15 protein-coding genes are annotated in these 14,704 nt (G+C 61.1%); 7 read left to right on the top strand and 8 right to left on the bottom strand.

Features of this window, described 5'->3' with window-relative positions; all coding sequences use genetic code 11:
• Positions 1-217 precede the first annotated feature (217 nt).
• The 8 genes from corA to mpl form a co-directional block, all read right to left on the bottom strand.
• Positions 218-1,183: a magnesium/cobalt transporter CorA gene (gene corA / locus FJQ89_RS14610; RefSeq protein WP_034746658.1), complete on the bottom strand. Its 966-nt coding sequence runs from the start codon at positions 1,181-1,183 to the stop codon at positions 218-220.
• A 221-nt stretch (positions 1,184-1,404) separates the two neighbouring features.
• Positions 1,405-2,151, bottom strand: coding sequence for a monofunctional biosynthetic peptidoglycan transglycosylase (gene mtgA / locus FJQ89_RS14615; protein WP_423245216.1), 747 nt, complete (start codon positions 2,149-2,151; stop codon positions 1,405-1,407).
• On the bottom strand, positions 2,133-2,960 hold the full coding sequence (gene aroE, locus FJQ89_RS14620) for a shikimate dehydrogenase (protein ID WP_141170704.1): 828 nt from the start codon (positions 2,958-2,960) through the stop codon (positions 2,133-2,135). Before aroE ends, mtgA begins: the two co-directional genes overlap by 19 nt.
• A gap of 11 nt (positions 2,961-2,971) precedes the next feature.
• Positions 2,972-3,829: an energy transducer TonB family protein gene (locus FJQ89_RS14625; RefSeq protein ID WP_141172808.1), complete on the bottom strand. Its 858-nt coding sequence runs from the start codon at positions 3,827-3,829 to the stop codon at positions 2,972-2,974.
• Between the two features lie 131 nt (positions 3,830-3,960).
• The gene (locus tag FJQ89_RS14630) at positions 3,961-6,048 is read right to left on the bottom strand and encodes a ribonuclease catalytic domain-containing protein (RefSeq protein WP_141170705.1); all 2,088 of its coding nucleotides are present in this window, start codon (positions 6,046-6,048) and stop codon (positions 3,961-3,963) included.
• Positions 6,049-6,050: 2 nt separating this feature from the next.
• Positions 6,051-6,665 carry a chorismate--pyruvate lyase family protein gene (locus FJQ89_RS14635; RefSeq protein ID WP_141170706.1) on the bottom strand — a complete coding sequence of 205 codons (615 nt, stop codon included), beginning with the start codon at positions 6,663-6,665 and terminating at the stop codon, positions 6,051-6,053.
• Positions 6,662-7,246: a YqiA/YcfP family alpha/beta fold hydrolase gene (locus tag FJQ89_RS14640; protein WP_141170707.1), complete on the bottom strand. Its 585-nt coding sequence runs from the start codon at positions 7,244-7,246 to the stop codon at positions 6,662-6,664. Before FJQ89_RS14640 ends, FJQ89_RS14635 begins: the two co-directional genes overlap by 4 nt.
• Positions 7,243-8,619 carry a UDP-N-acetylmuramate:L-alanyl-gamma-D-glutamyl-meso-diaminopimelate ligase gene (gene mpl / locus FJQ89_RS14645; protein WP_141170708.1) on the bottom strand — a complete coding sequence of 459 codons (1,377 nt, stop codon included), beginning with the start codon at positions 8,617-8,619 and terminating at the stop codon, positions 7,243-7,245. Before mpl ends, FJQ89_RS14640 begins: the two co-directional genes overlap by 4 nt.
• A gap of 115 nt (positions 8,620-8,734) precedes the next feature.
• Between mpl and FJQ89_RS14650 the strand changes: the two genes are divergently transcribed.
• The 7 genes from FJQ89_RS14650 (at position 8,735) to FJQ89_RS14680 (ending at position 14,700) form a co-directional block, all read left to right on the top strand.
• Entirely contained in the window at positions 8,735-9,373 is a 639-nt protein-coding gene (locus FJQ89_RS14650) for a hypothetical protein (protein ID WP_141170709.1), read from the top strand.
• 19 nt (positions 9,374-9,392) lie between these two features.
• Positions 9,393-9,947, top strand: coding sequence for a TlpA family protein disulfide reductase (locus tag FJQ89_RS14655; protein WP_071075523.1), 555 nt, complete (start codon positions 9,393-9,395; stop codon positions 9,945-9,947).
• An 82-nt stretch (positions 9,948-10,029) separates the two neighbouring features.
• On the top strand, positions 10,030-10,467 hold the full coding sequence (aroQ, locus tag FJQ89_RS14660) for a type II 3-dehydroquinate dehydratase (protein ID WP_141170710.1): 438 nt from the start codon (positions 10,030-10,032) through the stop codon (positions 10,465-10,467).
• Positions 10,468-10,557: 90 nt separating this feature from the next.
• Complete coding sequence (accB, locus tag FJQ89_RS14665) at positions 10,558-11,007, top strand: acetyl-CoA carboxylase biotin carboxyl carrier protein (protein ID WP_141170711.1); 450 nt, start codon at positions 10,558-10,560, stop codon at positions 11,005-11,007.
• Positions 11,008-11,108: 101 nt separating this feature from the next.
• Complete coding sequence (gene accC / locus FJQ89_RS14670) at positions 11,109-12,524, top strand: acetyl-CoA carboxylase biotin carboxylase subunit (protein WP_096237830.1); 1,416 nt, start codon at positions 11,109-11,111, stop codon at positions 12,522-12,524.
• A complete protein-coding gene (gene prmA, locus FJQ89_RS14675) occupies positions 12,521-13,465 on the top strand; it encodes a 50S ribosomal protein L11 methyltransferase (protein WP_141170712.1) in 945 nt (314 codons plus the stop codon). Before accC ends, prmA begins: the two co-directional genes overlap by 4 nt.
• A gap of 8 nt (positions 13,466-13,473) precedes the next feature.
• Positions 13,474-14,700 carry a DUF3426 domain-containing protein gene (locus FJQ89_RS14680; protein WP_141172809.1) on the top strand — a complete coding sequence of 409 codons (1,227 nt, stop codon included), beginning with the start codon at positions 13,474-13,476 and terminating at the stop codon, positions 14,698-14,700.
• The last annotated feature ends 4 nt before the right edge of the window (positions 14,701-14,704 follow it).

Consider the following 14,704-nt stretch of genomic DNA (forward strand, 5'->3'; position numbering starts at 1 on the left):
TCATAGGTGGAACAGGCGGACGCTACCACGCAGAAAACGTCTGAATGACGATACTTTTCTGCAAAAAGCAGACTACGGGGGAAAGAATGGGGCGCCAGGCAAGCGGCTACGCGCAAATACCAATTCAATACCACGCAATACCAATGATTATCGCTGATTTTTGAAATTGCTGCGCTCGCCTTGAAATCCGGGACGCGGGAGCGTCCCGGCGAGACGGTTATTTCAGCCAGCCACGGTGGCGGAAGTACAGGAACGGTGCGATGGCGCTGGTGATCATCAAGCCCCAGGCCCAAGGATAGCCGAACGACCATTCCAGTTCCGGCATCAGCTTGAAGTTCATGCCGTACACGCTGGCGATCAGCGTCGGCGGCAGGAAGGCCACGCTGGCCACCGAGAAGATCTTGATGATCTTGTTCTGGTTGATGTTGATGAAACCGACGGTGGCATCCATCAGGAAGTTGATCTTATCGAACAGGAAAGAGGTATGGCCGTCGAGCGATTCGATGTCGCGCAAAATCTGCCGTGCTTCCTCGAACTGCTCGGAATTGAGCAAGCGGCCGCGCATCAAAAAGCTCACGGCGCGGCGCGTATCCATCATGTTGCGGCGGATACGGCCATTCAAATCTTCCTCGTGGGCAATCGCGTTCAGCGCTTCGGCCGCGTGCGCATCGGTAAATTCCTTTTGCAGCACGCGCGTGCTGACTTCTTCCAGGTTCTGGTAGATGCCTTCGAGCACGTCGGCCGAATATTCGGCATCGGTGGCGTACAGGTCGAGCAGCACGTCCATGTAGTCGGCAATCGAGCCTGGCCGCGAGCGGGCGCGCATGCGCACCAGGCGGAACACGGGCAGGTCGTCCGTATGCATGGAAAACAGAATCTTGCGCGCCAGAATGAACGCCACGGTGATGACGCGCGAGGGACCGTCGTCTTCTTCACGCAGGAAGTCGGTGCGCAGATGCAAGTCGCCGTTTTCCGCTTCGTAATAGCGGGCCGACGCTTCAATATCCTTGACTTCGTCTTCGCCCGGCAGGGTGACGTTGTAGATGGCCTTGACCCAGGCCCGTTCATCATCGGTGGGGTCAGTCAGGTCGACCCACACAGGTTCGGCATTTTCGAGGTCTGCGCGGCTGTCGATCGGCACCTGGTTGAGCCGGCCATTCTGTAATACAAAGACATTGATCATGCGCGCTCTCAGCCGGATGTTGGGTTATCGTGATGTGCTGGCGCTGGCGCCAAAAATGAAAACAGCGCAAGTGTACCCGCAAAGGCCTTTTCACGACCACCCCCGGCACCGCTTTTTCACGGAAAAAGTGCGGCGTTGCACCAAGGGAGACGATTAAGATGCTGCGTCGCAATAGTGCTAATCAGGCAGCTTTGATTTTATGCAAATAAAGCCGGCTGCCATCAAGGCAATTCCGCCGCTCCCATGCGGCGCAGGATGACACTGGTACGCCGGTTCAGATAGCCCGTGTCGCGGTGACGGTCGTAAAAGCGGGGATTCGGCAGCATCACGGCCAGTTTCGCCGCCTGCGCCGCACTCAGGCCCGCCGCGCTGACGTGGTAATAGTGGCGCGCGGCCGCTTCGGCGCCGAAGATGCCCGTGCCAAATTCCACCACGTTCAAATAAATTTCAAAGATGCGCTGCTTCTCCATCAGGCTTTCCAGCATGTACGTGATGATCAGCTCCTGGCCCTTGCGCACATAGCTGCGCGAACCGGACAGGAACAGATTCTTCGCCAGCTGCTGCGTGATGGTCGAACCGCCCGCCACGACTTTCTGCTTCTTGCTGTTTTTTTCATAGGCCTTTTGCAAGGCTTCCCAGTCCACGCCTTCGTGCTCGGAGAAATTCGCATCTTCCGAAGCGATGATGGCCCGTTTCAGATTGTTCGAGATGCGGTTGTACGGCACCCACGTCTGCTTGATCGTGGCATTCGGATTCTTGTCCTGCAAGACAGACAACTGTTCGCGCATGAAGGCCGTGCTGGACGGGTTGTGGTCGACCCACCACCAGATTTGCAGGAAGAAATACAGTTGCACGACGATAAAGGCCAGGACAGGCACGATGAACAGCCACTTGATCCAGCCGTAGCGGCTGCCGCTACCACCGTTGCGCGCGCCCTTCTTGCCGCCGCTCACAGGCTGCCCCGCAATTGCGCCAGCAAAGCCTGCGTCTGCGGCCGCACGCCGCGCCACACATCAAACGCTTCGGCCGCCTGCTCCACCAGCATGCCCAGGCCGTCGCGCACCTGCGCGCCATGCTGGGCGGCAAAGTCCATGAAGACGGTGGGCTGGGCGCCGTACATCATGTCCAGCGCCAGCGTGCCACTGCCAAAAACACCGGGCGGCACGGGCGGCAAGTCGCCCGCCAGGCTGGCCGAAGTGGCATTGATAACGATATCGAAGACGCCGTCGGGCTGCGCGAAGCTGCCCGCGCGCAGCGGGGCAGCGTGACTCGCCGCATCGGCAAACTGCGCCACGAGCGCCTCGGCCGTGGCCACGGTGCGGTTGGCAATGAAGATTTCCTGCGGCCCCTGTTCCAGCAAGGGCAGCACCACGCCGCGCGCCGCGCCGCCCGCGCCCAGCAGCAGGACGCGCTTGCCGGCGATGGCCACGCCCGCGTTGCGCACGATGTCGGCCACCAGGCCCGCGCCATCGGTATTGTCACCAAGAATGGTGTCGCCATCGAAACGCAGGGTATTGACGGCGCCGGCGGCCCTGGCCCGCGGCGTCAGGACGGTGGCCAGCGCACACGCATCGAGTTTAAATGGCACCGTCACGTTCGCGCCCTTGCCGCCCTCGGCGGCAAACGTGCGGGCCGCCAGGGCAAAGCCATCGAGCGGCGCCAAGCGGCGTTCGTAGACGATGGGCTCACCCGTCTGCAGGGCAAACGCGGCGTGGATCAGGGGGGACTTGCTGTGGGCGATGGGATTGCCAAAGACGCAATATTGATCGGGATTCATTTCTTGCTTGTTCAATTGCTGCCGCCAGTCAGGTTAGCTTCCATTTTTTCTTCGCGCGTAAATTTGAAGCGGGTGATCACCACCCACAGGTCGTCCTTGTCACTCGACAACATATTCGGTGGAAAACGGCCGAACGGCGCCGCGCGGCGCACGATGGCCAGGGCCGCCGCATCGAGCACGGGGTTGCCCGAGCTTTTTTCCACGCGGGCGCCGCCTTCCTTCTGGTAAATCGTACCGTCCTGGAAGATAGGGATGTAGACGACCAGTTCGCCATATAGCTTGCGGCCATTCTTTTGCGGGAAATTCAGGGTGCCGATTTCCTCGATGCGCTTTTGCAGGGTCTTGTAATACATGGCATAGCCGACCTCCTGCGTGCTGGGCGTAATGAAAGTCTTGCGCGGACGTTTATTCTGGTCTTCCACGGTCTGGCTGATCTCGGCCGCCATGCGCGCGATGGCCTTGCTGCTTTCCATCAAGTCCGAACCGGACGCCAGCGGATTGGGCTTGTCCTTTTCCGTGACGGGCGCGGCGCTGTAGGGCGTCGGCCTGGCCGCCTGCGTCAGCAATTCCTGCTGTTTTTGTTCCAGTTCGGCAATGCGCCGGGCGCTGGCCTTGACGCTGTCGCCCTCTTCCACCTTGCGCATGTCGGGCAAGGGCGACTTGGCGCGGCCCTTGTCGGCCTGGCCACCGCCATCGAGGTTGGCTTGCGCCAGGGCATCGGCCTTCAGCGGTTTGTTCGCATGCTTGGCGTTGACCAGGATCACTTCCAGGCCGGGGTCGGTGGCGACGGCCCGCTGCGGCGCCGGGGCGACAAAATGCATCGCCAGCAAGGCGCCGTGCGCCAGCAGCGATACCGCCACGGCGATCATCAGGAAACGATACTCTCGGAAAGACTTCACGCGCAACCCAGTTCCTTACAACACAAGATACAAGATGGCTGAATTCTACGTCAAAGGGCGATGCCGGCAACAGTTTTCAGCATGATGGCTGGACGGGCGCCTTATTTGACCTCGGGTTCGCTGACCACGTCTTCGCTGGCCAGTTCCGCCACTTCCGCATCGGCGTCGCTGACCTGGTTCGCCGCTTCCGGCGAAGCTTCTTGCGCCACGTCGCCCGCGTCGGCACCGTCGTCGCCCGCTTCTTCCTCGTAGTCGAGCTCGGCATCGGCCGCCGCATCGGGCACGGCGGCGATTTCCAGCAGGCGCGCTTCAATGCTCAGGTCGACTTCATCCCAGCGCAGCAAGTCCAGTTTCACCTGGGCGCCGCGCGCCACCGATGGCATGCCCGGCAGCTTGATGACCAGCGGAATGTCGACCAGGCGCAAAATCTCGTCTTTCAAGACGACGGCATCGACCTGGCGCGCGTTTTCCTGGTGCAGCCAGCGCAAGCACCAGTAGCGTTCCATGTTCGACTGGAAATCACCATACGCGGCATACGCGGCGTCGAACGCCGAAACGATGGCGAACAGGTTCGCATCGCGCGGCTTGAATGGCGCCACCAAGGGCGCCGTCACGCCATGCTCGGCGCAGGCGATGATTTGCCACTGGTTCACCAGATCCGTGTAGCGGCGCAAAGGCGAGGTGCTCCACGCGTATTGATCCACGCCCAGGCCCTGGTGCGGCGCTGCATGGGTGACCATGCGCACCTGCATCTTTGCCGCCCAGCTATTGCCGCTGCCGCCGCCCTGGCTGCGGTAGATGCCCGGCACGCCATGGTCATGCAGCATCTTGCCCCAGGTACTGTTGGCAAAGATCATCAGTTCAGCGACAATCTTGTCCAGCGGCGCGCCACGCTTGCGGCGCGCCACGGTGACGATATCGTTTTCCACATAAAAGTTGAAATCGACGCGGTTATTCTGTTCCGGCTTCAGGCCGAACGCTTCGCGCTTCTTCATGCGGCCCTGCTCCAGCTGCTGCGCCCACTGCCACAGCACGGCAAAATCGGCCTTGTGCGGGTACTCGCCTTCGCCACTGGCCAGGGTTTCCTCGTTGACCAGATCGTCTAACTGGTTATGCCGCAAATTGCTGGCAATCGGCACCAGCTCGGCACGCGTCTGCGTGCTGATGACCGCCCAGTCGGCTTTCGGGTCCAGCGTGGCGTACAGCGACAGGGCCGGGCACGTCGTGCCTTCCGCCAGGGTAAACGCGTTGACGATTTCGTCCGGCAGCATGGTGATCTTGTCGCCTGGCATGTAGACGGTCGACATGCGCTGGCGCGCCATCTTGTCGATCACGTCTTCCGGGCGGATGCCCAGGCCCGGCGCGGCGATGTGTATACCCACTTTCACGGTGCCATCGGGCAGCGGCTGCACCGAGAAAGCATCGTCGATCTCGGTGGTGGTCACGTCGTCGATCGAGAAGGCGGCCACCTCGGCCAGCGGCAGCTTGGCCGTCACGGCGGGTACAGGCACGCTGGGGAAGCCGGCGCCCTTGGGGAAATTTTCAAAGAGGAATTTCGACAGGTGCAAGTCTTTCGGCGAAGCAATACCGCCGACGGCCAGCATCAGGCGCGGCGGCGTCGTGTGCAATTCCGTGCACGCCGCTTCGAGCGCCTTGTATTCGATGGTGTTCTTGTCCGGCTTGAACAGCAGTTGCAGCACCATCGTCTGCATCGAGGCGGGCAAGCGGTTCTGTTTCAGCTCTTCCACATAGCTTGCCTGCACCAGCGCCTGCTGCTTTTTCTTTTCGATGCCGGCCAGGGCCGCCTTCAGCGACGCTTCCGGTGCCGCCTTGTAGCGGCCACGGCCTTTCTTGTAGAAATACACGGGCGCCGAATGCAGGGCCAGGATCAGGCCGGCCGCTTCCGGCGGCAGCGGTGCGTGGCCGAAATACTCGGCGCCCAGCTCGGCAAAGCCGAACTCGTCTTCGCCCGCCACTTCCCACAGGAAATCGAGGTCGATCTCGGCGGCAATGCTCTTGGCCTGCTCCAGCAACTCGGCCGGGGCCGGCTTTTCATACTGCAGCAGCACATCCTTGACCTTGACCTTGGTGCGCTTGCCGCTGGCCATTTCCACTTGATACGCTTCACCCGCTTGCGACAGGACCGTGCCGACCTTGAAATCGCCGGATTCTTCAAAAAATAGATTCATTGTTATGCTTTGTTTATTAATGTGTCGGTTGTAACGGTGCGAGTGAGGGACGTCAACTCCAGCACCGCCGGCAAAAATACTTCGGTTACCAGCAGCAAGCCCTGGTGACGCTGATACAGGCAGCGGCGGGCAAAAAACAGCGCCGTATCGTCGACGCGCCGCCCTTCCCGTGCCAGCGCCGCCTGCACCCGCTGCACCAGCGGGTGGCCGGCACGCAAACGGGCAAATTCCAGTGCACCGCGCCGTACCATGCGGTCGCCAAACAGCGTCGTGCCCAGCGAACGCTCGCCCAGCGCGGAAAACAAGGGCCAGTCCGTGGCCGTCGCCTGCATGGGCACGACGGTATGGCCAAACACGGCCGGTTTGTCATCACAGCGCAACAGCACTTCGCGTTCCCATACCCGGCCCGCGCGGTGCAAACCAATGATGGCCGCCTCGTCGTTCAGGCAACGCGCCGTTTCCTGATGCAAACATTGCACGCGAAATGTCTGGCTATGCGCTTTCAGCTTGGCCGTCAGCGACCCACCGCCCGTGAGCCAGTGGCGCAGGGTGGGTGGCGCATTGACGGCGTTCACGTGCGCATGCCATTGCGCCTGGCGCAGCGAACCCGGCCTCACCGGGCGGCGTCCGCATCGATGCCGCAAAAGGCCAGCACGGGCGCCAGGTAGTCGGCAAATTCGCTGATGCCATGGTCGCTGCCGTCGATGACGCACTGCTGCGCCCCCTGATAATGCGCCAGCATGTCGCGGTAGTCGAGTACTTCATCACCGGTGGCGGCAATCAGGAAGTAACGTTGCGGCTCAGTAATTGTCGCTACGGCAAACGCACGCAGTTCGTCGATATACTCGCGCTTGAACTCGAATGGCTGGTCCGAATGGAACTCGGTCGTCACGCCCACATGCTGTTCCAGGTCGATCAGGGGAACAATCGCGGGATTGAGCAGCACGGCGCGGCAACCGAGCTGCTCGGCCAGCCAGGTGGCGTAATAGCCGCCCAAGGACGAGCCGATGATCGTCAGGTCGCCCGGCGCCACGTCCTTGACCAGCGACAAGGCCAATGCGATGGCCAGCTTGGGCGAAGCCGGCAATTGCGGGCACAGCCACTCTGCCTCGCGGCCCAGCGCCTGCATCTGCGCGGCCAGCAGGCGCGACTTCATCGACAGGGGCGACGAGCGGAATCCATGCAGGTACAGAATCATCGGCCCAGCGCCTCCAGCAACTTCTGGTGCACGCCGCCAAAGCCGCCGTTGCTCATGACCACGATCTGGTCGCCGGGACGGGCGGCGGCGGCCACGGCCGCCACCAGGGTATCGATGTCTTCATAGGCGCTGGCAATCTTGCCCAGCGGCGCCAGTGCGTCGCCCAGGCTCCAGCCCAGCGCGGCATGGCTGCCGTAACCGAAGACCAGGTCGGCATCCTTCAGGCTGCCCGGCAGCGCATCTTTCATGGCGCCCAGCTTCATGGTGTTCGAACGCGGTTCCAGCACGGCCAGGATGCGGCCGGCGTTACCAATCTTCTGGCGCAAGCCGCCCACGGTGGTCGCAATGGCCGTCGGGTGATGCGCGAAATCGTCGTACACGGTGATGGCGTTGACCACGCCGCGCACTTCCATGCGCCGCTTGACGCTCTCGAACGTGGCCAGCGAGGCGCAGGCCTGGGCCATCGGCACGCCCACATGGCGCGCGGCGGCGATGGCCGCCAGCGCATTGCTGCGGTTGTGCTTGCCCGTCAGGGCCCACGCCACATGGCCTTCCTGCTGGCCATTGAAATACACGTCGAAGCTGCCATCGGCCTGCTCTTGCAGTTGCCAATTGGCATCTTGGCCAAAACTTTCCTTTTCACTCCAGCAACCACGCGCCAGCACGCGCTGCAGCGACGCTTCGTCGCCGTTGAACACGAGGCGGCCGATGCCGGGCACCGTGCGCACCAGATGGTGGAATTGCGTCTCGATCGCGTGCAGATCGGGGAAGATGTCGGCGTGATCATATTCCAGGTTATTCATGATGGCCGTCTTCGCGTGGTAATGCACGAACTTGCTGCGCTTGTCGAAGAAGGCCGTATCGTATTCATCGGCTTCGATGACGAAGAAATCCGAATCGGCGCTCTTGCCGTCGATCTTGCCGCTGAGACGGGCGGAAATGCCAAAGTTCATCGGCACGCCACCGATCAGGAAGCCCGGCGCATAGCCCGCGTCTTCGAGTATCCAGGCCAGCATGGCCGAGGTGGTCGTCTTGCCATGCGTGCCGGCCACGGCCAGTACCCACTTGTTGCGCAAGATGTGTTCGCCGATCCACTGCGGGCCGGACACATACGGCAGGCTGCGGTTGAGGATTTCTTCCACCAGCGGGTTGCCGCGCGAGACGACATTGCCAATCACATACAAATCCGGGTTCAGCTTGGTTTGTTCGGGATCAAAGCCCTGGATCAGTTCGATTCCCTGCGATTCCAGCTGGGTGCTCATCGGCGGATACACGTTGGCATCGCAACCGGTGACTTTATGGCCGGCTTCCTTGGCCAGCACGGCCAGGCCGCCCATGAAGGTACCGCAAATGCCGAGAATATGAATATGCATGTGATCAGTGCGAAAGGTGCACGCTTAAGTAAGTAAAACGGTGAGGAAAAAAAGAGCAAGTGTGGGATTTTACCTGACGCCATGATTTTTTCCGCTTCGGAGTATCATCTCGCTCATGACGAACGATGCATTTGACGATAGCGCGCAGCTGCGCCAGGAAATCGCCGCCGCTGCCGCGCGCCTGGTGGCACAGGATGGCGCCGACTATGGCAGTGCCAAGCGCAAGGCGGCGCGGCAGGTTTTGGGCGACGCGCCCAGCCCGCCCAATGTACTGCCTGACAACGACATGATCGAGGAACAGGTGCGGCAATACAATGCCCTGTTCCTGGCCGACAGCCAGCCGGCACGCCTGTTCCAGCTGCGCACGATCGCGCTGCAAGTGATGGAAGCGTTGCAACAGTTTCACCCCCTGCTCAGCGGCCCCGTGCTCAACGGCACGGCCGGCCCCCACGACGAGATCTATTTGCAGCTGTTTGCCGAGAGCGCCAAGGAAATCCACATCTTCCTGCTGAATAAAAATGTCGTGCTCGACATGTCGGAAAGCCCGCATTTCAAGGGGGCGCGTTATGATGCGGTCGAGACAGCCAGTTTCTTGTGGAAAAACGAAGGCGTGCACGCAGCCATGTATGAGCTCGACGATATGCGCGGCGCACTGAAAGCCAAGGCGGACGGCAAGGTGCTGCGCACCGATATCGCAGGACTGCGCAGCCTGCTGGCAGCCAGCCTCGCCGATGGCGTGCCGGCTGCCGACTAACATTGATATAGATAAAGTTATGACAAAAAAGAATTGGATCGGCTGCGCCATCGTGGCGCTGATGTTTGGCGGCATGGGCGCCTACGTGGGCTTGAGCAAGGAAAAAGCGAAAGCAGCGGGACCGCTGACGACCACCATCGCGCCCGGCGCGACCGGTCCCGTCAACGAACTGTATGCACTGTCCCTGCCGGACGCGGCGGGCGCCACGCAAGCCTTGTCGCAATGGAAAGGCAAGAATTTGCTGGTGAATTTCTGGGCGCCGTGGTGTCCGCCTTGCGTGGAGGAAATGCCGGAGTTATCCGAAGTGCAAGGTCACTATGCGGCAAAAAACCTGCAAGTGATCGGTATCGGTATCGATTCGGCCAGCAATATTGCCACTTTTGCCAGCAAGGTCAAGATCGCCTATCCTGTGTATGTATCCGGTCTGAGCGGCACCGACCTGTCGCGTCATTTTGGCAATGCCACCGGCGGTTTGCCCTTTACGGTGCTGATCGGCGCCGATGGCGAAGTCAAAAAGACCTATCTGGGCCGCTTGAAATTTGATCAGTTGCGCGCCGATCTGGATAAATTGTAAATTCGGAGCGTGCTTTTTTCTCTTGCCAATGCGTATCTTTGGCGGCAAAATGCGGAACTTTCGCTAAAACGGTCTTCCATACATGGCAAAAAACCTCCTTCTGCTCAACGGTCCCAACCTGAATTTGCTGGGAACGCGCGAGCCAGAGGTCTACGGCGCCAGCACCTTGGCCGATATCGAGCAGGCAGCAATGGCGCAAGCCATGGCGGCGGGTGCCGACCTGATCTGCTTTCAAAGCAACCATGAAGGCGCACTGATCGACCGCATCCATGCCGCGCAAGCGGAAGGGATCGATGCCATCGTCATCAATCCGGGCGGCCTGACCCATACCAGCGTTGCCTTGCGCGATGCGCTGGCCGGGGTCGCCATCCCGTTCGTGGAAGTCCATATCTCGAATATTTATCAACGCGAAACGTTTCGACATCACTCATTTCTCAGCGCGATCGCGCAGGGGACGATCTGCGGGCTAGGTATCGATGGATATCGGCTTGCCATCGACTTTGCGCTTAAAAAACGTTAATCTACGCGATCTGCACGTATTTAGCGCGGCGATAGGTTCTGGACATCACCGCATCACTCATAAAACAAACTACATTCCTAGGGGTTTTACATGGATCTACGAAAACTCAAGACCTTGATCGACCTGGTCGCCGAATCGGACATCGCAGAGCTGGAAGTGACCGAAGGCGAAAGCAAGGTTCGCATCGTCAAATCGTCGGCCATGCCGCAAAACCAGATGGTCATGATGCAGCCGCAAGGCATGCAAGCCCACTACCAGCCAGCCGCGCCTGCACCAGCGGCCGCAGTCGTCGCCGCCGAGCCTACGGGCTATGTGGTCAAGTCGCCGATGGTTGGCACCTTCTACCGCTCCTCCGCTCCTGGCAGCGCCGCCTATGTTGAAGTGGGCGCTACCGTCAAGGAAGGTGATACCCTGTGCATCATCGAAGCGATGAAGCTGCTCAATGAAATCGACTCCGATAAAGCCGGTGTCGTGACCCAGATCCTGGTCGAAAACGGCCAGCCGGTCGAATTCGGTCAACCCTTGTTTGTGATCGGCTAAAACCCAGTCCACACGGCCGGCAACGGCCGTTTGCAGTTTTAGCCCCTCACACTTGTTGTTTCGCCGGCTCGCCGGCTCTCACAGACATACGCGAACCTACCATGTTTGAAAAAATCCTGATTGCCAACCGTGGTGAAATTGCCCTCCGTATTCAGCGCGCCTGCCGCGAAATGGGCATTAAGACGGTTGTAGTCCACTCCGAAGCCGACAAGGACGCAAAATACGTCAAGCTGGCCGACGAATCCGTTTGTATCGGCCCGGCACAGTCGGCCCTGAGCTACCTGAACATGCCCGCCATTATCAGCGCCGCTGAAGTGACGGATGCACAAGCGATTCACCCAGGCTATGGCTTCCTGTCGGAAAACGCCGACTTTGCCGAACGCGTCGAGAAATCGGGCTTCGTCTTCATCGGCCCGCGCTCCGAATCGATCCGTTTGATGGGCGACAAAGTGTCGGCCAAACAAACCATGATCAAGGCCGGCGTGCCTTGCGTGCCCGGCTCGGAAGGTGCATTGCCGGACGATCCGAAAGCGATCGTGCAAATTGCCCGCAAGGTCGGCTATCCGGTCATCATCAAGGCCGCCGGCGGCGGTGGCGGACGCGGCATGCGCGTGGTGCACACGGAAGCTGCCCTGATCAACGCCGTGTCGATGACCAAGACGGAAGCCGGCACGGCTTTCGGCAACCCTGAAGTGTATATGGAGAAGTACCTGGAAAATCCGCGCCACGTGGAAATCCAAATCCTTGCCGACGAACACAAGAACGCCGTCTGGCTGGGCGAGCGCGACTGCTCCATGCAGCGCCGCCACCAGAAAGTCATCGAAGAAGCACCAGCGCCGGGCATCCCGCGCAAACTCATCGAGAAAATCGGCGACCGTTGCGCCGAAGCCTGCCGCAAGATCGGCTACCGCGGCGCCGGCACGTTTGAATTCCTGTACGAAAACGGCGAGTTCTATTTCATTGAAATGAATACCCGCGTGCAAGTGGAACATCCGGTCACCGAGATGATCACCGGCATCGACATCGTGCAAGAGCAGATCCGCATCGCCGCTGGCGAAAAACTGCGTTTCCGCCAGCGCGACGTCCTGCTGTCGGGCCACGCCATCGAGTGCCGCATCAATGCCGAAGATCCGTTCAAGTTCACGCCATCACCAGGCAAGATCGTGTCGTGGCATGCGCCGGGCGGCCCGGGTATCCGCGTCGACTCGCACGCCTACGCCGGTTACTACGTGCCGCCGCATTACGACTCGATGATCGGCAAAGTGATCGCTTACGGCGCCACGCGCGAGCAAGCGATCCGCCGCATGCAGATCGCCCTGTCCGAAATGGTGGTCGAAGGCATCAACACGAATATCGCCCTGCACCGCGAACTGATGATCGACGCGCGCTTCATCGAAGGCGGCACCAACATTCACTATCTGGAACAGAAACTGGCCGACATGCCGGACCTGGGCAAGAACCTGAATGGCGGCAGCCCCAGCATCGCCAAGAAATCCGAAATCAAGGCGGACGCATGAGCTGGACAGAAATCGTCATCGAAATCGCCCGTGACAACGCCGAGGCCATGTCCGACGCATTGATGGAAGCGGGTGCCCTGTCGGTCTCGGTGGAAGACGCCGATGAAGGCACGGATGCCGAGCAGCCCCTGTTTGGCGAGCCCGGCATGGAACCGAAGGAAGCGGCGTGGGAACGCAGCCGCGTGGTGGCGCTGACCGACGTCGACGCCGACCAGGCCGCCATCGTGGCTACCGCCGCCGCCGCTGTGGGCATGGCAACGGTACCGGCGTTTACCATGCGCCCCGTGGAAGAGCAAGATTGGGTGCGCCTGACCCAGTCGCAATTCGCCCCGATTCACATCGGCAAGAATATCTGGGTCGTGCCCAGCTGGCACGAGGCACCGGATCCTGACGGCCTGATCCTGGAACTGGATCCGGGCCTGGCCTTCGGCACGGGCAGCCATCCAACCACGCGTTTGTGCATGGAGTGGCTGGAAGCCAATCCCGCCCCTGGCAAGAGCGTGCTCGACTACGGTTGCGGTTCCGGCATCCTGGCCATGGTGGCCAAGAAACTCGGTGCGCAAACAGTGGTCGGCGTCGATATCGACCCGCAAGCGATCGAATCGGCTGGCTTGAATGCCGAACGCAACCAGTGCGAGATCGAATATTTCTTGCCAGACACGTTTGCCACGTCGGCACACGCCACGGCCAAGTTTGACATCGTCGTCGCCAACATCCTGTCGAGCCCATTGAAACTGATGGCGCCGATGCTCTCTAGCAGAGTCGCCGAAGGCGGCGCGCTGATCCTGTCCGGCGTGCTGGCACGCCAGGCCGAAGAAGTGGCTGCCGCCTACGCGCCGTTCATCGAACTGGGTGTCTGGGCCGAGCAAGATGGCTGGGTGGCCCTGCATGGCCGCCTGGGCAGCACGCAAGCGCCTGCGCCCCGCGCGGAAGGTGCATAAGCACAGCAATGGCCCTCGCCACCAAATGCCCCCATTGCAACACGATATTTCGGGTCGCTGCTGACCAGTTGAAGTTACGTGGGGGCATCGTACGCTGTGGCACGTGCAGGGAAGTGTTTGACGGCAATGCCGCGCTGGTCGACCCAGCCGCGGCATCGCCGTTTTTAACGTCCGGCCCCGGCGCTGCCGTCCCGCTGTCGGCCACTGATCCGGCCGACCACAGCCTGCCGTCCGCCACGGACGATGAACCCATCTATTCTCTCGACTTCGACACCTCGTTCGACCCGTTCGGCATCTTGCCGCCAACGGCGCAGCTCAAGGAAGAAGACGGCGATGGCGAGCACATCGAGCTGGACCTCGACGTCAGCCTGCCCGACGAGGCGCTGGCTGACGCGCCTGTCGCCGCCCCTGTCATGGCACCGGCCGAAGCACCGGAAGCGCCGCTGCCCCAGCCGATGGCGCCGTTCAAGCGCCGCCAGGTCGATGACGTCCCCGCCTTCGCCACATATTTGCGCGACAGCCGCCGCGAACCGCGCCTGGAAGCCGAGGCCGCCCCGGCGCTGCCCGCCATCGACAAAGTCAGCCTGGACAAGCCCGCGTCCGCGCGCCGGGAACCGACGCTGGCCGACCACTCTTTCGAAGCGCTGCCTGCCACCCCTGTTGCGCTGGAGCCAGCCGAAGAGCAGGACGAAGCCGTCCTGCCGCCGGCCGACGACGAACCGGCCTTTGTGACCTTGGGCCGGCGGCGCGAACAGAGCGGCAAGGCCTTGCGCGCGGCCATGGCAGCCGGCTCGGTAGTGCTGTTGCTTTTGTTATTCCTGCAAGTGATGACCACCTTCCGCAATCCGCTGGCGGCGCAGTTTCCGCAGTGGAAGCCGACCCTGGTCGCGCTGTGCAAGCTCAGTGGTTGCCAGGTCGACTTGCCGGCGCAAATCGAGGCGCTGTCCATCGAACAGGGTGAATTGCAAACCCTCAAGGATCAAACCTTTTCCTACGTCTCGCTGCTGCGCAACCAGAGCCGCAGCGTGCAAGCCTGGCCCAGCATCGAACTGATACTCAACGATGCCAACGACAAGCCGCTCTTGCGCCGCGTGATCGCGCCGCGCGACTACCTGCCGGCCACTATCGATGTGAGCCAGGGCTTTGCGCCGCGCTCGGAACAAACCATCAAACTCTACTTTGCATTAGACCAGCTCAAGGCGTCTGGTTACCATATCGCCATCTTTTACCCTTAACCGA

It is taken from the genome of Janthinobacterium tructae (assembly GCF_006517255.1).
GTDB lineage: Bacteria > Pseudomonadota > Gammaproteobacteria > Burkholderiales > Burkholderiaceae_D > Janthinobacterium > Janthinobacterium tructae.